The organism is Pseudomonas rustica (assembly GCF_049959085.1).
Classification (GTDB): Bacteria; Pseudomonadota; Gammaproteobacteria; order Pseudomonadales; family Pseudomonadaceae; genus Aquipseudomonas; species Aquipseudomonas rustica.
The window spans coordinates 1,687,290-1,710,232 of the sequence record NZ_CP188200.1; the positions used below are offsets into that span (position 1 = coordinate 1,687,290).

Here is a 22,943-nt window from a genome sequence, read left to right on the forward strand (position 1 = left end):
CTAACTCCTTTAATTAAATGAATTTTTTTCAAAAAGGATTTGACGACCTTCGGAGCGCTCTATACTATTCGTCGCACTTGTCGGGCACAGCCTAGCACTGGTTAAGAAGGTCGAGCAGGATTACGGTTTTGCGAAGACTGGAAAGCACTTAGTTTGTAGTTCTTTTAGAGTACAGATTAATAAGGCGCCCGTAGCTCAGCTGGATAGAGCATCCGCCTTCTAAGCGGATGGTCGCAGGTTCGAGTCCTGCCGGGTGCGCCATTAGGCAGCTTTGGCACAAGTAACGCGATATGGTGGGCGTAGCTCAGTTGGTAGAGCACGGGATTGTGACTCCCGTTGTCGTGGGTTCGATCCCCATCGTCCACCCCATATTTCGAAAGGCGCCAGATGTAACAGTCTGGCGCCTTTGCTTTAAAAGCTTCATCCGCGGATGTGGTGGAATTGGTAGACACACTGGATTTAGGTTCCAGCGCCGCGAGGCGTAAGAGTTCGAGTCTCTTCATCCGCACCAAACAAGCTTCATTCATGCCGTTGGCTTGATGAGGTTTAACAAAGAAGTTAAACGGCTTTTTTGTTACGCAATATGGTGGGCGTAGCTCAGTTGGTAGAGCACGGGATTGTGACTCCCGTTGTCGTGGGTTCGATCCCCATCGTCCACCCCATATTTCGAAAGGCGCCAGATTTAACAGTCTGGCGCCTTTTTTGTTTTAGCAGTTTGAGAAATCGGCGACCGCGGTTTTCGGGTCGCAGGGCAGGGCGTTTCGTCGTATTGATGTTTCTGGATGATGCCGCGCTGCCCGCCGGTCTTGCTTGCAGGGTCGGCCGTCAGGGAATGATCGGCATCCCTTCTATATATAGAAGAGGTTGCCGCAGAGCCTTGGCGTGATTGGTTGTATTCGCCTGTGGTGCGCGATGCATTCGTGTATTCGCACCGATAAATTGCCTGCTGTTTTTTTACCCGTTTTCAGTAGGGTGACTTCTTGAGTTTGACCCACTAGAATGCATGCCCTTGATTCTGGGGTCGGAAACGGCCGGCTAACGTCTGTGCAACGAGGAATATCCATGCAAGTTTCTGTTGAAAATACTACTGCTCTTGAACGCCGCATGAGCGTCACCGTGCCGGCTGAGCGCATTGAGAGCCAGGTCAACAAGCGTCTGCAGCAGACTGCCCAAAAGGCCAAGATTGCTGGCTTCCGTCCAGGCAAAGTGCCAATGAGCGAAATCAAGCGCCGTTTTGGTGCTGATGCTCGTCAGGAAGCTGTCGGCGACGTGATCCAGTCCTCCTTCTACGAAGCTGTGGTTGAGCAGAAGCTGAACCCGGCCGGTTCGCCGTCGATCGAGCCTAAGTCGCTCGAAGCTGGCAAGGACCTGGAATACGTTGCAGTGTTCGAAGTGTTCCCGGAGTTCACCGTTGCCGGCTTCGACGGCATCACCGTTGAGCGCCTGAGCGCTGACGTGGCTGACGCTGATCTGGACAAAATGCTCGACATCCTGCGCAAGCAGAACACCCGTTTTCAAGTGGCCGATCGCGCTGCCCAGAACGAAGACCAGCTGAACATCGATTTCGTTGGCAAGGTTGACGGCGAAGTATTCGCTGGCGGCTCCGCCAAAGGCACCCAACTGGTGCTGGGTTCCGGCCGCATGATCCCGGGCTTCGAAGAAGGTCTGGTAGGTGCTAAGGCTGGCGAAGAACGCGTTCTGAACCTGACCTTCCCAGAGGACTATCAGAACCTGGACCTGGCTGGCAAAACCGCCGAGTTCACCGTGACCGTCAACACTGTGTCCGAGCCTAAGCTGCCTGAGCTGAACGAAGAGTTCTTTGCTCAATTCGGCATCAAGGAAAGCGGCATCGACGGTTTCCGCACCGAAGTTCGCAAGAACATGGAGCGTGAACTGCGTCAGGCGATCAAATCCAAGGTCAAGAATCAGGTAATGGACGGTCTGCTGGCCACCAACCCGATCGAAGTGCCTAAGGCTCTGCTGGCCAACGAAGTTGACCGTCTGCGCGTGCAGGCTGTTCAGCAGTTCGGCGGCAACATCAAGCCTGATCAACTGCCGGCCGAGCTGTTCGAAGAGCAAGCCAAGCGCCGCGTTGTGCTGGGTCTGATCGTTGCTGAAGTGGTCAAGCAATTCGACCTGAAGCCTGACGAAGCTCGCGTTCGCGAAATGATTCAGGAAATGGCTTCCGCTTACCAGGAGCCTGAGCAGGTTGTGTCGTGGTACTACAAGAACGAGCAGCAACTGAACGAAGTGCGTTCGGTTGTGCTGGAAGAACAAGTTGTGGATACTGTTCTGCAGAAAGCTAGTGTGACCGACAAGTCGGTCTCTTACGAAGAAGCAGTCAAGCCGGTAGAAGCTCCACAAGCCGACTGATTGTTTTTGCGTTAAGAAATACACACATAAGCCAGCTTTCGAGCTGGCTTATGCGTATTCAAGACATAACTATTTGGGAGTGACTGCAGAGCATGTTCCGTAATTCGTATATTCAGCAGAACTCTGATATCCAGGCCGCAGGCGGCCTGGTCCCGATGGTTGTCGAGCAGTCCGCTCGTGGCGAACGCGCCTACGACATCTATTCGCGCCTTCTCAAGGAGCGAGTGATCTTTCTGGTTGGGCCGGTAGAGGACTACATGGCCAACCTGATCTGTGCGCAACTGCTGTTCCTTGAAGCGGAAAACCCGGACAAGGACATCCATCTCTATATCAACTCCCCGGGCGGTTCGGTAACGGCTGGCATGTCGATCTACGACACCATGCAGTTCATCAAACCCAATGTGTCGACCACCTGCATCGGTCAGGCCTGCAGCATGGGCGCGTTCTTGTTGACCGCCGGTGCACCTGGCAAGCGTTTCTGCCTGCCGAACTCGCGTGTGATGATTCACCAGCCACTGGGCGGTTTCCAGGGCCAGGCATCGGATATCGAAATCCATGCTAAGGAAATCCTCTTCATCCGCGAGCGCCTGAACACGCTGATGGCCAAGCACAGTGGGCGTACCCTTGAAGAAATCGAGCGTGATACCAACCGCGATAACTTCATGAGTGCAGAAGCTGCGAAGGAATACGGCTTGATCGATGAAGTGATCAACCAGCGCCCAGCTTAAAATAAGCAACTCAAAATAGGCTTGGTCGGCGAGTCTGTTCGCCAGCGGGCTTGAAAAAGCCCGCAATAGCCTTCATCTTGTGTTGCAAGCCTATCGGATTTGGATCGAACGAATGACTGACACCCGCAACGGCGAGGACAACGGCAAGCTGCTCTATTGCTCCTTCTGTGGCAAAAGCCAGCATGAAGTGCGCAAATTGATTGCCGGCCCCTCGGTCTTTATCTGCGACGAGTGCGTCGACCTGTGCAATGACATCATCCGCGAGGAGGTGCAGGAAGCACAGGCCGAGAGCAGCGCGCATAAATTGCCTTCGCCTAAAGAAATCAGCGGCATCCTTGATCAATACGTCATTGGTCAGGAGCGTGCGAAAAAGGTTCTGGCCGTAGCGGTGTACAACCACTACAAGCGCCTTAACCAGCGTGACAAAAAGGCTGACGACGTCGAACTCGGCAAGAGCAACATCCTGCTGATCGGCCCGACAGGCTCCGGTAAAACCCTGCTGGCCGAAACACTGGCCCGCTTGCTGAACGTTCCGTTCACCATCGCCGACGCAACCACCCTCACCGAGGCGGGTTATGTAGGTGAAGACGTCGAGAACATCATTCAGAAGCTGCTGCAGAAGTGCGATTACGACGTAGAGAAAGCCCAGATGGGTATTGTCTACATCGATGAAATCGACAAGATTTCGCGCAAGTCCGACAACCCGTCGATCACCCGGGACGTTTCCGGTGAAGGCGTGCAGCAGGCCTTGCTCAAGTTGATCGAAGGCACGGTCGCTTCCGTACCGCCGCAAGGTGGCCGCAAGCATCCGCAGCAGGAATTCCTGCAGGTCGACACCCGTAACATCCTGTTCATCTGTGGTGGTGCGTTCTCGGGTCTGGAAAAGGTTATTCAAAACCGTTCCACCAAAGGCGGCATCGGTTTCAACGCAGAAGTGCGCAGCAAGGAAGAAGGCAAGAAAGTCGGTGAATCCCTGCGTGAAGTCGAGCCTGACGATCTGGTCAAGTTCGGTCTGATCCCGGAATTCGTCGGTCGTCTGCCGGTACTTGCGACGCTGGACGAGCTCGACGAGGCTGCGCTGATGCAGATCCTCACCGAGCCGAAAAATGCTCTGACCAAACAGTATGCCAAGCTGTTCGAGATGGAAGGCGTCGATCTGGAATTCCGTGCTGACGCGCTGAAATCCGTCGCCAAACGTGCCTTGGAACGCAAGACCGGTGCTCGTGGCCTGCGCTCGATTCTCGAAGGTGTATTGCTCGACACGATGTATGAAATCCCCTCGCAGTCTGAGGTGAGCAAAGTCGTGATCGATGAAAGCGTGATCGAAGGCAAGTCCAAGCCACTGTATATCTACGAAAACAGTGAGCCGGCAGCCAAGGCAGCACCGGACGCGTAAGCGTCCACCCTGCCGCAACAAAGAAGGGGCCTTCGGGCCTCTTTTTTTTTATGGCATTTTTTACATCCGCTTTGCGCTTGTTTTTTTTCAAGGCAGCCCCCATCTTGGTTTCAAGCTCAATTCCATCTGATTACGGCCATATGGCCGCCGTAGAGGCGAAATCATGAAGACAACCATCGAATTGCCTCTCCTGCCATTGCGTGATGTCGTGGTTTATCCGCACATGGTTATCCCACTGTTCGTGGGGCGCGAGAAATCCATCGAAGCCCTCGAGGCCGCGATGACGGGCGACAAGCAGATCCTGCTGCTGGCCCAGAGAAACCCGGCTGACGACGATCCCGGTGAAGACGCTCTCTATCGCGTAGGTACCATCGCTACCGTTCTGCAACTGCTCAAGCTGCCTGACGGCACTGTCAAAGTGCTGGTCGAAGGTGAACAGCGCGGTACTGTTGAGCGTTTCAGCGAAGTTGACGGCCACTGCCGCGCTGAAGTCTCGCTGATTGAAGAAGTCGACGCTGCCGAGCGCGAATCCGAAGTGTTCGTGCGCACGCTGCTGTCGCAGTTCGAACAATATGTGCAGTTGGGCAAAAAAGTCCCGGCTGAAGTCCTGTCGTCGCTCAACAGCATCGATGAGCCGGGTCGTCTGGTCGACACCATGGCCGCGCACATGGCGCTGAAAATCGAGCAGAAGCAGGAAATCCTCGAAATCATCGATTTGTCGGCCCGGGTCGAGCACGTTCTGGCGCTGCTGGATGCCGAGATCGATCTGCTGCAAGTCGAAAAACGCATTCGTGGCCGCGTCAAAAAGCAAATGGAGCGCAGTCAGCGCGAGTACTACCTGAATGAGCAGATGAAGGCCATTCAGAAAGAACTCGGCGACAGCGACGAAGGCCACAACGAAATCGAAGACCTGAAAAAGCGAATCGACGCTGCCGGTCTGCCGAAAGACGCGTTGGCCAAAGCCACGGCCGAGCTGAACAAGCTCAAGCAAATGTCGCCGATGTCCGCTGAGGCCACCGTGGTGCGCTCGTACATCGACTGGCTGGTGCAGGTGCCGTGGAAGGCACAGAGCAAGGTACGCCTTGATCTGGCGCGCGCTGAAGACATTCTCGACGCCGACCACTACGGCCTCGAAGAGGTCAAGGAACGCATCCTTGAATACCTCGCCGTGCAAAAACGTGTGAAAAAAATTCGTGGCCCGGTGTTGTGCCTGGTCGGTCCTCCGGGCGTGGGTAAAACCTCGCTGGCCGAGTCGATCGCTCACGCCACCAACCGTAAATTCGTGCGCATGGCCCTCGGTGGTGTGCGGGATGAAGCGGAAATTCGTGGTCACCGCCGGACTTACATCGGTTCGATGCCGGGAAGATTGATTCAAAAGATGACAAAAGTGGGCGTTCGCAACCCGCTGTTCCTGCTCGATGAAATCGACAAAATGGGCAGCGACATGCGTGGCGATCCGGCGTCGGCGTTGCTGGAAGTGCTCGATCCAGAGCAAAACCACAACTTCAACGATCACTATCTGGAAGTCGATTACGACCTCTCGGATGTGATGTTCCTGTGCACCTCGAACTCGATGAACATCCCGCCGGCGCTGCTTGACCGCATGGAAGTCATCCGTCTGCCGGGCTACACCGAAGACGAGAAGATCAACATTGCCGTCAAATATCTCTCGCCAAAACAGATCACCGCTAACGGTCTGAAGAAGGGCGAGATTGAATTTGATGAAGAAGCGATCCGCGACATCATCCGTTACTACACCCGCGAAGCCGGTGTGCGTGGCCTCGAACGTCAGATCGCCAAGGTCTGCCGCAAGGCTGTGAAAGAGCACGCGCTGGAAAAACGCTTCTCGGTAAAAGTGACAGCTGACTTGCTGGAACACTTCCTCGGCGTACGTAAATTCCGTTACGGTCTGGCTGAGCAACAGGATCAGATCGGTCAAGTGACCGGCCTTGCCTGGACTCAGGTTGGCGGCGAGTTGCTGACCATCGAAGCCGCTGTCGTGCCGGGTAAAGGTCAACTGATCAAGACCGGTTCGCTGGGTGATGTGATGGTCGAATCGATCACCGCAGCCCTGACCGTCGTGCGCAGCCGTGCCAAGAGCCTGGGCATTCCTGTGGACTTCCACGAGAAGCGCGACACGCACATTCACATGCCGGAAGGCGCGACCCCGAAAGACGGTCCTAGCGCCGGTGTAGGCATGTGCACGGCCCTGGTGTCGGCATTGACCGGCATTCCGGTGCGCGCTGATGTCGCCATGACCGGTGAAATCACCTTGCGCGGTCAAGTGCTGGCAATTGGTGGTCTGAAGGAAAAACTACTCGCGGCACACCGCGGTGGAATCAAGGTTGTGATTATTCCTGAAGAAAACGTACGTGATCTCAAGGAGATTCCGGACAACATCAAGCAGGATCTGCAGATTAAACCGGTTAAATGGATTGACGAGGTCCTGCAAATTGCGCTGCAATACGCGCCGGAGCCCTTGCCGGATGTGGCTCCGGAGATAGTTGCCAAGGATGAAAAACGTGAGTCTGATGCTAAGGAAAGAATTAGCACGCATTAGTATGCTTTTGCCTGGGTGGCTTCCTTGACAGCTTTTTAGAGCCCTTGTTATAAAGCGGCTCTTAAGTGTCTGTAGGCCATTCAGCACTCGTTTTTGCTTTCACCAAAAAACTTAGAATCATCTCAAAATAGATATAAGGGGACTTAGAGTGAACAAGTCGGAACTGATTGATGCTATCGCTGCATCCGCTGATATCCCGAAAGCTGCTGCTGGCCGTGCGCTGGACGCTGTAATCGAATCCGTCACTGGCGCTCTCAAGGCTGGCGACTCCGTTGTTCTGGTTGGTTTCGGTACGTTCTCCGTGACTGATCGTCCAGCTCGCGTTGGTCGTAACCCACAGACCGGCAAGACGCTGCAAATCGCTGCTGCTAAAAAACCAGGCTTCAAAGCCGGTAAAGCACTGAAAGAAGCGGTTAACTAAGTTCGTTACAAGTTTTTACCCATCCGGGTCGGGGTCATCCCTGACTTGGCAGCGGAGCGGTAGAGCAGGTCGCTGAAACAGGCGCCTGTAACGCCGGGATCGAGGGTTCGAGCCCTGTCCGCTCCGCCAGTTACGAGAAGGCGCATCCTCGGATGCGCCTTTCTTCTATCCGGATTCTACCCACGCTCCACGGTTGCCTAATTTGAAGTTCAACCGTTTCTGGGGGACGCATGCTGCAGAATATCAGGGACAATTCACAAGGCTGGATTGCCAAGACCATTATCGGGGCCATCATTTTGCTGATGGCTTTGACCGGTTTCGACGCCATTTTCCAGGCCACGACTCACAAGAACGAGGCGGCCCAGGTCAATGGTGAAGAGATCAGCCAGAACGAGCTAAGCCAGGCGGTTGATATGCAACGCCGTCAGCTGATGCAACAGCTGGGCAAAGATTTCGACGCTTCGCTGCTCGATGAAAAAATGCTTCGCGAATCGGCCCTCAAGGGTTTGATTGATCGCAAGCTGCTGCTGCAAGGCGCAGAACAATCGAAGTTCGCTTTCTCCGAAGGCGCTCTGGATCAGGTGATCCTGCAAACCCCTGAATTCCAGGTGGACGGCAAGTTCAGCTCCGATCGTTTCGACCAAGTGATCCGTCAACTGGGCTATAGCCGTATGCAATTCCGCCAGATGCTGGCTCAGGAAATGCTGATCGGCCAACTGCGTGCCGGCATCGGCGGCAGCGGTTTCGTCACCGACGCTGAAGTGTTGGCCTTTGCCCGTCTGGAAAAACAGACCCGCGATTTCGCGACCCTGAGCGTCAAAGCCGACCCAGCCTCGGTCAAGCTGACCGACGATGAGGTCAAGGCTTACTACGACGAACACGCCAAAGAGTTCATGACTCCGGATCAGGTGATTGTCGATTACGTTGAGCTGAAGAAGGCTTCGTTCTTCGACCAGGTCACCGTGAAAGATGAAGACCTGCAGGCGGCGTATCAGAAAGATATCGCCAACCTGTCGGAACAGCGTCGTGCAGCGCACATCCTGATCGAAGTGAACGACAAGACTACTGAAGCTCAGGCTAAAGCGAAGATCGAAGACGTCCAGGCGCGTTTGGCCAAGGGCGAGAAATTCGAAGCGCTGGCCAAGGAGTTCTCGCAGGATCCGGGTTCGGCCAACAATGGCGGTGACCTCGGTTTCGCAGGTCCTGGCGTCTACGACCCAGCCTTCGAAAAAGCCCTGTACTCGCTGAACAAGGATCAAGTCTCCGAGCCGGTTCGCACCGATTTCGGCTACCACCTGATCAAGCTGCTGGGTGTTGAAGCGCCAGAAGTGCCAACCCTGGCCAGCCTGAAAGACAAGCTGACCCGCGATCTGAAAGCCGCGCAGGTTGAGCAGCGTTTCGTCGAGGCGACCAAGCAACTGGAAGACTCCGCGTTCGAAGCTTCCGACCTGGCCCAGCCAGCGGCGGATCTGAAACTGACGGTGCACACCTCCAAGCCGTTTGGCCGTGAAGGTGGCGAAGGTCTGGCGGCCAACCGTGCCGTCGTCACCGCCGCGTTCAGCACTGAAGTGATTGATGAAGGCGCCAACAGCACCGCCATCGAGCTGGATCCGGACACCGTGGTTGTGTTACGTGCCAAGGAACACTTGAAGCCTGCGCAATTGCCTCTGGAAAGCGTGAACGTGGCGATCCGCGCTCAACTGACCAAAGAGCATGCCAGCGCGGCTGCCAAGACTCAGGCCGAGAAGCTGATTGCTGATCTGCGTGAAGGCAAAGCGGTTGATGCGCAGAACTGGAAAGTCACCCAAGCGGCCACTCGTGCGCAGGAAGGTGTTGATCCGGCGGTTCTGCAGGCGTTGTTCCGTATGCCGAAGCCGGCTGCCAAGGACAAGCCTACGTTTAGCAGTGTGACGCTGCCGGACGGTAGTTTGATGATTGTGCGTCTGAATGGCGTGAATGAAGCGGCTGCACCGACGGATGAAGAGAAGGCGCAGTACCGTCGCTTCCTGGCGTCGCGTGAAGGTCAGCAGGACTTTGCGGCGTATCGTAAGCAGTTGGAAGCTCAGGCTGAGATCAAGCGGTTTTGATCGTTGACTGAGTTTTGGAGAAAGCCCTGACGTGAGTTGGGGCTTTTTTTTTGGTTGGGGGGGGTGGGTGTATATCCGTTTTATGTGGGGCGGCCGCTTATGGTTTCGCCCTTACGGCGAGTCCCTTTGGCAAACGCCGGAGTGCCGGCCCAGCCCAAAGGAACCAAAGGTCTGCGCCCTGACGTCCGGCCCTCGCTAAGGCTCGGGTTCCTTCGCTCCGGGTTCATCCGGGGGCATCGCCTACGGTTTGCTTCGCTGCACCTCCTCTCGATGCTTTCCCCGTATGAATCCCTCCACTCAGCCTCCCGACGGGCTCTAAGATCAAGATCAAAAGCAGGCGAGCTGACACTCGGCCTAATGGTTGGCTTGGGTTCGCCGCGATTTCATGTAGGAGCTGCCGAAGGCTGCGATCTTTTGATCTTGCTTGTGTAGGAGCAGAGCTTGCTCGCGAAGGCGGCCTTGTACTCAATCCCTGTGGGGAGCTGGCCTGCTAGCGAAGGCAACCTGTCAGCCAGCCAAAGTCTAAATGCCTGTGTTCACCCTTATCTGGTTCGCGGAAACCCATGGGTTCTCGCTGTCACCGTCGCACACAGACTCATCAGCAACAACGCGACCACAATCCATGGAAACACCCCAACCCCTAAATTATCCAGCAACAAACCCCCAGCCAATCCACCGCCCGCAATTCCGACATTCCACAACGTCACCAACATCGATTGCGCAGTATCCGCAGCATCCTTCGCCGTTTTCGCCGAGGCTGTTTGCAGCAGCGAAGGCATCGCACCAAATGCGAGGCCCCAAACTGCCGTAGCGATATAGATCACGCCGGCGGACTCGCGCCACAAACCCAACGCAATCGCCGACAGCATGAACAGTGCTGCGCTGATCAGTACCAATTCGCGTAGCCAGCGATCAATCAGGCTACCGACGATCCACAAGCTCAGCACCGACGGCAGGCCGAACACCAGCAGCACGCGGTCAACTGAGGTATCGAGTCCGGACGGTTGTAAGAACGGGGCGATGTAGGTGTAGAGCAGGTTGTGTGCGACGACGTAGGTCAAGGTCACGAACAGCACCGGTCGTACGCCCGGGAGGGTAAATACCTTACGCAGTGGCAGACGTTTTCCTTCGGGTTCTCCCGCGAAGTCGGGGACTTGCCAGCGTACCCAGATCACTAGCAGCACGGTCAGGGCGGTCATGATGGCGAAGCTCAGGCGCCAGCCGATCAAGGTGCCGAGCAGGGTGCCGGCCGGGATGCCCAGGGACAGCGCGATGGGAGCGCCGAGCATAGCGACGGTGATGGCGCGGCCTTGCAGATGGGGGGCGACCATGCGGCTGGCGTAGCCGGCGAGTAGTGCCCAGAGCAGGCCGGCGAATATGCCGGCAATCAGGCGTGCGATCAGGGTTAGCCAGTACAGCTCCGAAAGGGCGGTAATGCTGTTGGCGATGGCGAAGCCGCCGATGGCGGACAGTAGAAGAGGGCGTCGGCGCCAGCTACGGGTGGCGAGGGTTAGTGGAATGGCGGCGAGTATTGAGCCGATGGCGTACATCGTCACCAGTTGTCCGATCAGTGCCTGGGAGACGTTCAAGCCGCTGCTCATTTGCGGCAGCAGGCCGGCGGGCAGGGCTTCGGTCATGACGGTGATGAACCCGGCGGTGGCTAGGGCCAGCAGGGCGCCGAGGGGTAAGCGTTCGCGTTGCTGGAGCGAAGCCTCAAGTGTGCGGCAGGTGAGTTGTGCGTCGTTCATGAGCATTCATCCGTGGGCAAAGGTCAACGAGTGCACAGGGTAGGGCGCTGCGACTTGGCGAAAAACAGGTTAAGGTTCCGAATATATCGGACACGGATGTCTTGAATCGGGAGGGTGTATGGATCGCCTTGGCAATATTGCGGTGTTTATTCAGGTCGCGGAGACGCGCAGTTTTACTGAGGCGGGGCGGTTGACCGGGGTGTCTTCGTCGGCGGTTGGTAAAAGCATTGCACGTCTGGAGGCGCGGCTGGGGGTGCGCTTGTTTCATCGCACCACGCGCAGTATCACGCTGACCAGCGAGGGAGCATTGTTCCTACAGCGTTGCCGTAAAATTCTGGCGGATGTTGAGGCTGCAGAGTTCGAACTGTGTGATGCCGCTGCGCAACCGCAGGGAAAATTGCGTATCAGCGTGCCGCAGGTGTTGGGTCTGGTGATGCCGGTGATGACTGAGTTCATGACCCTGTACCCGCAGATTGAACTGGATCTGGATTTGACCGATCGCATGGTCGACGTGGTTGAAGAGGGTTTCGATGCCGTGATCCGTACCGGCAAACCGCGTGACTCGCGGTTGATGGCGCGGCCGTTGGGCGAATTTCGGATGGTACTAGTTGCCAGTCCCGCTTATCTGCAGCAGCGGGGTACGCCGCAACGTCCTGCCGATCTGGCCGATCACGCCTGTTTGCGTCACATCTTTCACGCCACTGGCAAACTCGAGCCGTGGCCGCTACGGCGTGAGGAGGGTGCGGATGAGCCGAAATTGCCGACCCGGCTGGTGAGTACGTCCATTGAGGCGGTGAGCCACGCGGCGCTGGCGGGGATGGGCATTGCCTGCCTGCCGGATTTCATGACCCGCGACGCGGAATCAGAAGGATTGCTGCATCGGGTGCTGGATACGCATCTGCAACATGTCGGGCAGTTCTGGGTGTTGTGGCCGTCGAGTCGCCACGCCACCGCGAAGTTGCGGGTTTTCATCGATCATTTGGCGTTGCGACTTTTTCCGGTAAATGAAGGTCGGATAGAGTTGTAACTGTTTCAAGACACTAATCCATACGGCGCGGGTCAGCGATCTGTTGCACAATACGCCCCGGACTGTTTTCCCCCAGGATGTTTAATGTTGATTTCCACTCCCTTGCGTGTTGTCGGTTTGGCGTTGTTGGTGGCTGCTGTCGCCGGCTGTTCGAAAGACAAGCCGATGTATGAGCATGAGAATTTCGACGATTCCGGCATGTTTTCGCGTAATTACCCGGTCGCCGACACCGCCAGTTGCGAAGCCGCACGGCGTGCGTTGCTCAGCCAGGGTTACATCATCACCAGCAGCGACCCGAAACTGGTCAGTGGCCACAAGAGCTTCCAGCAGACCGGCGATACGCACTTGGAGATCAGCTTCAACGTGGTCTGCGCCGAAGACAGCAGCGGCAAGCATCACGCGACAATGTTCGCCAACGCCCTGCAGGATCGCTATGCGCTGAAGAAGACCAACAACTCGGCCAGCCTCGGTGTTGGCGTGTTGGGCTCGGTGTCGATGCCGATCGGCTCGTCGGACGACTCGATGGTGAAAGTCGCCAGCGAGACAGTGATTTCGCAGAAGTTCTACGAGCGTTTCTTCACCTTGGTCGAGCAGTTCCTGCCGGCGGATGCGAAGAAAGCGGCGCACATCGAAGAGAAGCCGAAGGCTGATCTCGGCGTACCTGAGCCGAAACCTGTAGCTGCGCCATTGGCACCGGTGCCGGCGGCAGAAACCGCTCCAGCCCCGACTCCTGCTCCGGTTGCGACGCCTGCACCTGCTGCAGAACCGGCCCCGGCACCAGCCGAAGTTGCCCCGGTCAGCTCTGAACCTGTTGCCCCACCTGCGGAGTCCGCGCCAATCACCCCGGCTCCAGTCGCAGAACCCGCGCCAACACCGGAAGTGATCACGCCACCGGCCAATCCAACAGACATCCCGCCGCCGTCCGAGCCAATCCCGGCGATGCCAGCCTCCGGCCAGTAATCCAGCCCGAACTTCTGTAGGAGCAAGGCTTGCCCGCGAATGCAATCTGTCAGCCAGCTTTTATGTTGAATGACACTCCGCTTTCGCGAGCAGGCTCGCTCCCACAGTGGTTTTTGGGTGGCATAAGATTTCGTTACATTCCGCTGACAATAATCCCGCGATAAATTCCTGACCTGCTGCTACGTTTTATCCATGAAGGGCGCGTTTCATTTTTCCTTCACACGGGCACTTTATGCTCGGGGCACGGGTCGATTGATCAGGCCATTTTTCAGAGAGCAGTAGGGGGATTACGCGATGGATGACTATCAAGAAGAGCTGCTCGAATTTCACGCCTACGAACTGGATCAGCCTGAACCTGCTGAAGACGCTACCGAGCTGTAAGCGTCACGCGGTTTTACGGTGACTGCGGCGGAATTCGCCCGGTGTCTGGCCGCTCCAGCGTTTGAATGCACGCTGAAAAGCCTCGGCTGAGGCAAACCCCAGCAGGTAGGCGATCTCACCGAACGCCAGTTCCGTGTCGCGGATGTACGTCATTGCCAGATCACGGCGAGTGTCGTTGAGGATCGCGCGAAACTGCGTGCCTTCCTCGGTCAGTTTGCGCCGCAATGTCCAGGTCGGCAGTTTCAGGCGCGCCGCCACTTCTTCCAGGTCGGGTTCCCGGCCACCATTCAACAATGGCCCCAACAACTGCGTGATGCGTTCACGCAGGCTGCGGGTGCGGGTCAGTTGTTCCAGTTCTCGCTCACACAATTGCAGCAAGTGCCGCCAAGTGCTCGGGCAGTGTTCGGGGTTACGTTGGGCGAGGCTGGTCAAGCTGAGGCGCAATTGATTACGCTCGGCACCGAACTGAATCGGGCATTCACCCAGCACGCTGTAAGCGTCGCGGTAATCCGGCGCGTCGAACTCGATCTCGATGCGCTCGGCGCGCAGCGGTTCACGGCTGACACTGGCGAGCTGATGCAGCCATCCAGCGATAATCGAATCCACCACAAAACGGTTGTAGGCGTTGTACGGACTGATTGAATAGAAACGCAGCCACGCGCCATTCGCGTCTTCGTGAAAACTCGATTGGCCACGATAGTTGGAGCCGTACAGCGGTTCGAAACGAATCAGGCAACGCGCCGCTTCACGCACGGTCGGCGCTTGTGCGGCGGTGACGCCAGCCAATCCGGCCTGACTCAAGCGACTGAGCTGGCCCATACGCAAACCCAACGCCGCATCACCGGTCAGTTGAATCGCCGCATGGCCCAAACGCATGTAGCGCGGAATCGATAACCGCGCGCCAGCCTCGGCCAATCGCGCAGCATCCAGACCGTACTGCTCGAGCAAGGGCAGCGGATCGGCGTCATGACTGCGCACGGCATCGGCGAGGCTGTGCACGAAACCCACCGATAAATCGCCCAGACGCATCGGCTGCGGTTTCATGGCTTACAACCAGACGTTCAGCAAACGCGCGCCACGGGCCTCGCCATCGGCGAACTGTTGGCCGTTGCTGCTGAGGAAGCTCTGCCCCGAACTCAACTTGTCCCAGAACTGCCCGCGCAGGAACACGCTCATGCCGGCCAGCGCGTTGTTGGCGGGCGGTTGCGCGGTGAGGGTCAGGCGATGCCAGGCCTGGCCTTCGCTGACTTCGCCGGGTTTGAGGCTAACTGAGCTGGGTGTACTCGAACCCTTGTAGCCGCCCCACGGTTGATCCCACACGTTGTGCCCGACGACAAACGCCGGCACCGCCACCAGTTGCGCGCCTTGCGCGTCGAGCTTGCGGTAGTTGTCCGGATACCAGCTGTCGCTGCCAATCAGGATGCCGAGGCGCCCGGCCGGGGTGTCGACGACGTTGATGGCGTGTTGATCTTCGCCTTCAAGCACATCACGTTGATCGAAGATCGGGTGCATCTGCCGTTGTGGCTGGCCGAGCGGCACGCCGTCACGACCAAACACCACGCTGCTGTTGAACAGGGCGCCGCTGCCGGGTTTGAGTTGACCGTCACGAATACTCGGCTCGGGCAGCACGATGGAGCCGGCCACCAGCGTCACATGAAATTCCTTGGCCAGACCGCCGAACAGCGCCTGGTAATCCTTGGCCATCGACTTGGACTTCATGCGCAGATGCGCGTCGTTCAGTCGGTTGCTGCCCTTGGCCGTCAGCCACGCACGGGCAAACAACAACGGATTGCTCGCCGCCAGCCAGTTCATCGCTTCGGTGAGCGTGGGCGCCTGATACAGCTCGTCTTTTTCGCCGCTGATCATCAGCCAGGTGCCGACGTGCTCGGGCAATACGACGATTGTCTTGTCATTCAACAAGCCCTGATCCTGCGCTTGCTGCAGATACGCCGCGAGCTTGCGGTGCAGGCGCTCGGGGCTTTGATAGTCGGTGGGGTAGAGTTCGGGCTGGATGCCCAAGAGATTGCCACGGTCGGCGGGTGTGCCTTGATCGACCGCGAGTTTGATTCGCAGATCCGACAGGTAATGTCCCGCCGGGCGGTCTGCCGCCCACATGGCGTAGGAAGCAAGGACGGCCACGAGGGCCATGGAAAATGTCAGGTACAGAAGTTTGCGCATGAATTCCAACAGAACCGGGTGCATGGTGTGACGCGGGTCGATGATACCTCAATAGTGCCGGGCGAGGGCGCAGGCACGGGGCCATGCCTGCGCCTGACACTCATTGCAGAGCGCCGACGGCGTGGTGCGAACAGGCTGCCAGATCCTCGAGAAACGCTTCGAGAATGGGCGGCGGCGCGATGCCGCGCCGGGTGATCACGTCGAACGGCGAGACCAGTTGCAGGCTGTCCGGGGCCAATTGGTGCATCTCGCCGGTCTTGACCCATTGTCGGGCGAAATGGGCCGGCAGGAAGCCCAGGTAGGCACCGGAGATCAGCAGGATCGCCAGCGCCTCGATGTTATCCACCGTGGCCGCCGCTTTGCTCACGCCGAGATGCTCAAGATCGTATTGCTGCATGTAACCGCGCACGACAATGCGACTCTCGGTAATCGCCTCGAGCAGTTCAGCCCCTTCGGCCTGGCTGCCATACAGCGGATGCCGGCGCCCGCAATACAAGCCCAGCGCTTCCTGATACAGCGGCGTGTGCAGCAGGCCCGGCACGTGGATCGGGAAATGGCCGATGGCCAAATGCAGTCTGCCGTCGAGCACGCGTTCTTCGAGTTCGGCGGGGGTGCCGACGTACACATTGAGATGCACGTCATGGCCGCGAGAAACGAAACGCTGAGTCGTACGTGGCAGCGGCGAGTCGGGGTCGGTGATGGTGGTGTCGATGATGCCGAGGTTGAGCTTGCCGCTGATGTGCTGCTTGAGCACATCGGCGTCCATGCAGAAATTCTCCACTGCCGACAACAGGCGCTGGGTCGCTTCATGAATAGCCACGCCTTGCTCGGTCAGGCGAAAACCGCCGCGCCCGCGCTGACAGAGCTTTACGCCGAGGCGGGTTTCCAGGTGCGACATCTGTTCGCTGATGGTCGACTGGCCGGCATTCAATGCTGCCTGCGCTGCGGAAAAGCCGCCGCAACGAACAATCGTGGCAAACACCCTGAGCAACTTCAAATCGACATCGTGCAGCTGAATCACCTGGAACCTCCCGCGTGTGGATGCATCGGTAATGCCGATATGAGTATCTGATGTTTGGCATTTTTTCCACGAAAACCTGCGCCCATAGTCACTGCAACGACGGTCGCCTTGCAGTCCGCCGAGCCGATAACAACAAGTGGAGAGGCTTGAAATGTCCAATAACGGTTATGAATCCGGGCGCCTGAACCTGCCTTTCGTGGGGCATTGCACCTTCGGCAAATCACCGGTGTGCACCGACTGGGATGCGCTCGATGCCGATGTCGCGGTGCTCGGCGTGCCCAACGATATGGGCACCCAATGGCGCTCCGGCGCACGTTTCGGGCCGCGCGGTATTCGCGAGGCGTCGACGCTGTTCTCCTTCGGTCACGCCGGTGCCTACGATCACGAAGATGACGTGATGTACCTGACCGCCGCCGACGTGCGCATGGTCGACGTCGGTGATGCCGACATCGTCCACACCGATATGGTCACCAGCAATCTCAACACCGAATACGCGGTGCGCAAGATCCTCGATGCCGGTGTCATGCCGGTGGTGCTTGGCGGCGATCACTCGGTGCACGCGCCGGTGATCAAGGCATTCGAGGGACGCGGGCCGATTCACATCATTCACTTCGATGCGCACCTGGACTTCGTCGATGAGCGCCACGGCGTTCGTTATGGCCACGGCAACCCGCTGCGCCGCGCCTCGGAAATGAACCACATTGTCGGTATGACCCAAATGGGCATCCGCAACGTTTCCTCGTCCAATCGTGATGACTACGAAGCAGCCCATGCGGCGGGTTCGAAGATCCTCTCGGTGCGCGATGTACGCCGCCTCGGGGTGGAAGGCGTGTTGGCGCTGATCCCGCAGAACATCAACTACTACATCACCATCGACATCGACGGTTTCGACCCGTCCATCGCGCCCGGCACCGGCACGCCGAGCCACGGCGGATTCCTCTATTACGAAGTGCTGGAAATCATTCAGGCGCTGGCCAAACGCAGTCAGGGCAACATCGTCGGCATGGATCTGGTGGAAGTGGCGCCGGTGTATGACCCGACCGGCATGACCTCGATTCTGGCCGCGCAACTGTTGCTGAACAGCATCGGTTTCATCTTCCACGAACGGGCCAAAGTGCGCGCCGCCGACAGCGTTGCCACCCCCGCCTGAGCCGTCCGGCAGAGAGAATAAACATGGACACGATCGTCAAGCAGTACCTGCAGAAATTCGGAGTATCCGAAGCAACGCAAACCTTCCTCGGCAAGGCGCAGAAGTTGTTTATCGGTGGCGCGTTTGTCGATGCCAGCGACGGGCAAACCGCTGATGTCATCGAACCATCGACCGCCGGCCTGATCACGCGGATTCCGATGGGCACCGTCGAAGATCTCGATCGCGCGGTGCAAGCGGCGCGCGCACAGTTCGACGGCGGTGCGTGGCGCCAGGCAAAACCGGCAGAACGCGAACGCTTGATTCAGCGTCTGGCAGATCTTATTGAACAGAACGCCGTCGAGCTGGCAGAAATCGAATCGATCGACATGGGCAAGTCCGTGGCCTTCGCCAAGGACGTCGATATTCAGGGCACCGTCGACACCCTGCGCTACTTCGCCGGGTGGGCGACCAAACTTCACGGGCGTACGGTCGAGCCTTCACTGCCCGGCAACTATCTGGCGTACACGCGCAAAGAAGCGGTGGGCGTGGTCGGCGCAATCGTGCCGTGGAATTTCCCGCTGCAAACCATGGCCTGGAAACTCGGCGCGGCGCTGGCCACAGGTTGCACGGTGGTGGTCAAACCGGCCGAACTGACGTCGCTGTCGGCGTTGCGTTTTGCCGAACTGGTGAAGGAAGCCGGGATCCCCGACGGCGTCATTAACATCGTCTGCGGGCGCGGCACTGTGGTTGGCGCGGCGATGGCCACGCACCCGGGCATCGACAAATTGACCTTCACCGGCTCGACGCCGGTCGGCCGTACGGTCGGGCGTGCAGCCGTCGACGAAATGAAGCGACTGACGCTGGAACTCGGCGGAAAATCGCCAGTAATCGTCTTCGCCGATGCGGACATTCCGGCGGCAGCACAAGCGGTCGCCAATGGCGTGTTTTTCAACTCGGGACAGGTCTGCGATGCCGGCACCCGCGCTTATGTGCATCGCAGCGTCTACGAACAATTCCTCGGTGAACTGATTGCCTACACGCGCACATTGAAGATCGCCCCGGGGCTGGATCCCGACTGTTTTATCGGCCCGTTGGTCTCGGCCGTGCAACAGCAGCGCGTGCGCGATTACATCGAGACCGGCAAGCAGGAGGGCGCCGAACTGGTCTATGGCGGCCAACCGATTGAAGGCCCTGGCTTCTTTGTAGAACCGACGATTTTTGCCCATTGCCGCAACGACATGCGCATTGTTCAGGAAGAGATTTTCGGCCCGGTGCTGGTGACCGCGCCGTTCGACGATGACGAAGAAGCGCTGGCGCTGGCCAATGATTCGGCGTTCGGTCTCGCAGCGGCGCTGTATTCCAATGATCTGGGCAAGGTGCACAGCCTGATTCCGCGTTTGCGGGCCGGTTCGGTTTACGTCAACGCCCACGGCACTCTCGACCCGTCGATGCCGTTCGGTGGCTACAAACAGTCCGGTTTCGGCAAGGATCTCGGCGCCGAGCAACTCGACCATCTGCTCGAAACCAAAGCGGTCTGGATCACGCTGCCCTGACCCGGCAGGCCTCAAGGAGAACGCACTGAACAACCCCTCTCCACGGGGGAGGGCAACCCGAAAGGATGCCGTTACTTCGTCATGATCTTCCAACAATAAGAGCCCATCATGAACATAGAAGCCAAAGCCGCTCCTGGTGTGTCACTCCTCGGCGACAAACCTGTCGTCGAGGGTCATTCGATCGATTTCATTCCGGAAAACGAACGCACCGACAAGTTATCGAGTCAGGGGCCGTTCTGGTTTCTGGGTAATTTCACTTTCTTCACCATGACCATCGGTTTCGTTGGCCCGAGTGTCGGGCTGACCGCGCTCTGGACGACGCTCGCCGGCACGCTGGGCATCATGTTCGGCACACTGTTCATGGCGTTTCATGGCTCGCAAGGCCCGCACCTTGGGTTGCCGCAAATGATCCAGTCGCGGGCGCAGTTCGGTTATCGCGGGGTGATTCTGGTGCTGCTTGCGACACTGTTTGTGTTCGCCGGTTTCAACATCGTCAATCTGGTGTTGATGATGCAGGGCATGCACACGCTGTTCGGTTTCGAGCCATGGTTGGTTGCCGTGGCAGTGACGATCCCGGCGGCGATTCTGGCGATCCTCGGCCATGACTGGATGCACCGCAGTTTCAAATGGGCGTTGTGCCTGTCGATTCCGTTGTACGGTCTGGTGACGTTGGCCGTGCTGATGGGCTGGGTGCCGGATGCGCCGCTGCCCGTGCTCGCCGCCGGGGACATCGCGCCACCGCCACTGGGGTTTAACTGGACCGGTTTCATCGCGCAGTTTGCCGCCGCCGCCAGCTACAACATCGCTTACGCGCCTTACGTCTCGGACTATTCGCGGTATCTGCCGAAGAACACCTCCAGCGGCAAGCTGATTGCCGTGGTGTTTGTTGGCGCCTCGTTGTCCGGCGCGTGGATGATTTCCGTGGGCGGCTGGCTCGCCGATCACCTGCATTCCACCGACGTGCTGGTGGCGCTCGGACAGGTCGGCAATGTGATGTCGCCACTGGTTGGCACGGCCGTGGTGGTGATCACGATTCTGGCGATCCTGCCGGTGATTGCGATGAACATCTACAGCGCCAAACTGACCACGCTGACGTGCGTCGACTCGATCAAAAAAATCCAACCCACACGCAAGGCACGGGTGCTGGCGATCACCTTCGTGATCCTCCTGCAATTGGGCGTGGCGCTGAGTATTCAAAGCACGGGCAAAGGTTTGTCGGTGCTGGGGATTTACCTGGTGGTGATGCTGTACTTCCTGGTGCCCTGGACGTCGGTCAACCTCACCGATTACTTCTTCGTGCGCAAGGGCCGCTACGCCATCCCGCACTTCTTCATGCCCAAGGGCAACATCTACGGCAGCTGGGGCCTGCGCGGCATCGCCGCGTACGCCATCGGGTTTGTCGCGATGATCCCGTTTTTCTACATCTACGACGGCGTTGAGCAGCGCGAGGTGTATGTCGGCCCGCTCGCCAGAGCGCTGGGCAGCATCGACATCGCCTGGCTGGTCGGGCTGATCGTTTCGGGGCTGGCGTATTACTGGTTCAGCCGTTCGATCGATCTGGCGAGTGAAGAAACCGTGATCCGCCAGATCGAAAAAACCTCTCCGCAATACACCACCGGCGACTCGCTGACGCGACGCGTGTCGCCTGCAATCAAGCCATCGACGGCCGGGAGATAAGCATGGCTACGCAAAAATACGACTACATCATCATCGGTGCCGGCTCCGCCGGTTGTGTGTTGGCCAACCGCTTGAGCGAAGACCCGGACACCTCGGTGCTGGTGCTGGAATTCGGTGGCAGCGATCGCAGTGTGGTGATCCAGATGCCGAGCGCCTTTTCGATTCCGATGAACACCAAAAAATACAACTGGCGCTATGAAACCGAACCGGAGCCATTCCTCAACGGACGGCGCATCCATTGCCCGCGTGGAAAGGTGCTGGGTGGTTCTTCATCGATCAACGGGCTGGTCTACATTCGCGGTCACGCCTGCGATTTTGACGAGTGGGAATCCCTCGGTGCGCAAGGCTGGGGCTACCGCAATTGCCTGCCGTATTTCAAACGTGCCGAGCACTATGAAGCAGGCGGCGACAACTATCGCGGGCAAACCGGGCCGCTGCACACCACCAACGGCAACCACATGAAAAATCCGCTGTACGGCGCGTGGGTGCAGGCCGGCGCCGAGGCGGGTTACATCAAGACCGACGACTGTAACGGCTACATGCAGGAAGGTTTCGGCGCGATGCACATGACCGTGAAAAACGGTGTGCGCTGTTCAACGGCCAACGCCTATTTGCGCCCGGCGATGGCGCGCCCGAACCTCACCGTGATCACCCACGCGATGACCCGGCAGATCCTCCTCGACGGCAAACGTGCGGTCGGCGTCAGCTATGACCACAACGGCCAGACGCATGAGGTCTATTGCCGGCGCGAAGTAGTGGTTTCGTCCGGGCCAATCGGCTCGCCGCACCTGCTGCAACGCTCCGGCATCGGCCCGGCCGACGTGCTGCGCAAGGCCGGCATCGAGGTGCGCCACGATCTGCCCGGTGTCGGTGAAAACCTGCAGGATCACGCCGAGGTGTACATCCAGTTCAGTTGCAAGGAACCGGTGACCCTCAACAGCAAAATGGATCCGCTGAGCAAATTGCTCATCGGTTTGCGCTGGCTGCTGTTCAAGGATGGCCTCGGCGCGACCAACCATTTCGAGGCTGGCGGGTTTATCCGTTCGGACAAGGGTTTGCGTTGGCCGGACATTCAGTTTCACTTCCTGCCGGCGGCCATGCGTTACGACGGCAACAAGCCGATCAAGGGCCATGGCTTCATGGTGCTCACCGGGCCGAATAAGCCCAAAAGTCGCGGCTATGTGCGCGCACGCTCGGCGGATCCGTACGAGCATCCGCAGATCCAGTTCAATTACCTGCAACGCGAAGAAGACCGCGAAGGTTTTCGCCGCTGTATCCGCCTGACCCGGGAGATCATCGGCCAGAAAGCCATGGATCGTTTCCGCGACAGCGAGATCGCTCCCGGCGTTTTGGTTAACAGCGACGAAGACCTCGATGCCTTCGTCCGCGAAAACCTCGAAAGCACCTATCACCCGTGCGGCTCCTGTCGAATGGGCGAGGACGCGCTGGCGGTGGTGGACTCCGAACTGCGCGTGCACGGCCTCGATGGATTGCGCGTGATCGATTCGTCGGTGTTCCCGAGCGAGCCGAACGGTAACCTTAATGCCCCGACCATCATGCTCGCCGAACGGGCCAGTGATCTGCTGCGCGGGCGGGCGATGTTGCCGCCGTCAGAGGCGCCGGTGGGGCTGGTGCAGGATTGGGAGAACAGCCAGCGCACATCGTTGCCAGGGCGCAATGTCCGGGTTTAGCTGTTCGAGTGAT

16 protein-coding genes and 4 tRNA genes are annotated in these 22,943 nt (G+C 58.3%); 16 read left to right on the top strand and 4 right to left on the bottom strand.

What is annotated here, in order from left to right:
• The first annotated feature begins 184 nt into the window (after window positions 1-184).
• From ACP3TY_RS07940 to ACP3TY_RS07985, 10 genes are all read left to right on the top strand, one after another.
• Window positions 185-261, top strand: a tRNA-Arg gene (locus ACP3TY_RS07940).
• Between the two features lie 32 nt (window positions 262-293).
• A tRNA-His gene (locus tag ACP3TY_RS07945) sits at window positions 294-369 on the top strand.
• Between the two features lie 57 nt (window positions 370-426).
• Window positions 427-511 (top strand) — tRNA-Leu (locus ACP3TY_RS07950).
• A 75-nt stretch (window positions 512-586) separates the two neighbouring features.
• Window positions 587-662, top strand: a tRNA-His gene (locus tag ACP3TY_RS07955).
• A 400-nt stretch (window positions 663-1,062) separates the two neighbouring features.
• A complete protein-coding gene (gene tig, locus ACP3TY_RS07960) occupies window positions 1,063-2,373 on the top strand; it encodes a trigger factor (RefSeq protein WP_426619668.1) in 1,311 nt (436 codons plus the stop codon).
• 92 nt (window positions 2,374-2,465) lie between these two features.
• The gene (gene clpP, locus ACP3TY_RS07965; RefSeq protein WP_007951559.1) at window positions 2,466-3,101 is read left to right on the top strand and encodes an ATP-dependent Clp endopeptidase proteolytic subunit ClpP; all 636 of its coding nucleotides are present in this window, start codon (window positions 2,466-2,468) and stop codon (window positions 3,099-3,101) included.
• Between the two features lie 112 nt (window positions 3,102-3,213).
• Entirely contained in the window at window positions 3,214-4,497 is a 1,284-nt protein-coding gene (gene clpX, locus ACP3TY_RS07970; protein WP_053121794.1) for an ATP-dependent Clp protease ATP-binding subunit ClpX, read from the top strand.
• Window positions 4,498-4,660: 163 nt separating this feature from the next.
• Window positions 4,661-7,057, top strand: a complete 2,397-nt coding sequence (gene lon, locus ACP3TY_RS07975) for an endopeptidase La (RefSeq protein WP_053121792.1) — start codon at window positions 4,661-4,663, stop codon at window positions 7,055-7,057.
• Window positions 7,058-7,205: 148 nt separating this feature from the next.
• Window positions 7,206-7,478, top strand: coding sequence for an HU family DNA-binding protein (locus ACP3TY_RS07980; RefSeq protein WP_008077714.1), 273 nt, complete (start codon window positions 7,206-7,208; stop codon window positions 7,476-7,478).
• 230 nt (window positions 7,479-7,708) lie between these two features.
• Window positions 7,709-9,565 carry a SurA N-terminal domain-containing protein gene (locus ACP3TY_RS07985; protein ID WP_282357040.1) on the top strand — a complete coding sequence of 619 codons (1,857 nt, stop codon included), beginning with the start codon at window positions 7,709-7,711 and terminating at the stop codon, window positions 9,563-9,565.
• A gap of 542 nt (window positions 9,566-10,107) precedes the next feature.
• Here the strand turns inward: ACP3TY_RS07985 and ACP3TY_RS07990 are convergent.
• The gene (locus tag ACP3TY_RS07990) at window positions 10,108-11,313 is read right to left on the bottom strand and encodes an MFS transporter (RefSeq protein WP_426619669.1); all 1,206 of its coding nucleotides are present in this window, start codon (window positions 11,311-11,313) and stop codon (window positions 10,108-10,110) included.
• Between the two features lie 118 nt (window positions 11,314-11,431).
• On the opposite strand from ACP3TY_RS07990, the gene ACP3TY_RS07995 reads away from it, so the two are divergent.
• Both ACP3TY_RS07995 and ACP3TY_RS08000 read left to right on the top strand, forming a co-directional pair.
• A complete protein-coding gene (locus ACP3TY_RS07995; RefSeq protein ID WP_426619670.1) occupies window positions 11,432-12,340 on the top strand; it encodes a LysR family transcriptional regulator in 909 nt (302 codons plus the stop codon).
• 84 nt (window positions 12,341-12,424) lie between these two features.
• Entirely contained in the window at window positions 12,425-13,300 is an 876-nt protein-coding gene (locus ACP3TY_RS08000; RefSeq protein WP_212545715.1) for a DUF2242 domain-containing protein, read from the top strand.
• A 384-nt stretch (window positions 13,301-13,684) separates the two neighbouring features.
• Here the strand turns inward: ACP3TY_RS08000 and ACP3TY_RS08005 are convergent, their stop codons facing one another.
• The 3 genes from ACP3TY_RS08005 to ACP3TY_RS08015 form a co-directional block, all read right to left on the bottom strand.
• Window positions 13,685-14,725 (bottom strand): AraC family transcriptional regulator, encoded by a 1,041-nt coding sequence (locus tag ACP3TY_RS08005; protein ID WP_053121778.1) that lies wholly within the window; start codon window positions 14,723-14,725, stop codon window positions 13,685-13,687.
• Window positions 14,726-14,728: 3 nt separating this feature from the next.
• On the bottom strand, window positions 14,729-15,859 hold the full coding sequence (locus ACP3TY_RS08010; RefSeq protein ID WP_159815340.1) for a carbon-nitrogen hydrolase family protein: 1,131 nt from the start codon (window positions 15,857-15,859) through the stop codon (window positions 14,729-14,731).
• A 100-nt stretch (window positions 15,860-15,959) separates the two neighbouring features.
• A complete protein-coding gene (locus ACP3TY_RS08015; RefSeq protein ID WP_053121776.1) occupies window positions 15,960-16,880 on the bottom strand; it encodes a LysR family transcriptional regulator in 921 nt (306 codons plus the stop codon).
• Window positions 16,881-17,031: 151 nt separating this feature from the next.
• Between ACP3TY_RS08015 and speB the strand changes: the two genes are divergently transcribed.
• From speB to betA, 4 genes are all read left to right on the top strand, one after another.
• Window positions 17,032-18,030 carry an agmatinase gene (gene speB / locus ACP3TY_RS08020; RefSeq protein WP_053121774.1) on the top strand — a complete coding sequence of 333 codons (999 nt, stop codon included), beginning with the start codon at window positions 17,032-17,034 and terminating at the stop codon, window positions 18,028-18,030.
• A gap of 23 nt (window positions 18,031-18,053) precedes the next feature.
• A complete protein-coding gene (locus ACP3TY_RS08025) occupies window positions 18,054-19,562 on the top strand; it encodes an aldehyde dehydrogenase family protein (protein WP_426619671.1) in 1,509 nt (502 codons plus the stop codon).
• A gap of 108 nt (window positions 19,563-19,670) precedes the next feature.
• Window positions 19,671-21,239, top strand: coding sequence for a purine-cytosine permease family protein (locus tag ACP3TY_RS08030; protein WP_053121770.1), 1,569 nt, complete (start codon window positions 19,671-19,673; stop codon window positions 21,237-21,239).
• Between the two features lie 2 nt (window positions 21,240-21,241).
• Entirely contained in the window at window positions 21,242-22,930 is a 1,689-nt protein-coding gene (gene betA, locus ACP3TY_RS08035) for a choline dehydrogenase (protein ID WP_159815335.1), read from the top strand.
• Window positions 22,931-22,943: the final 13 nt, after the last annotated feature.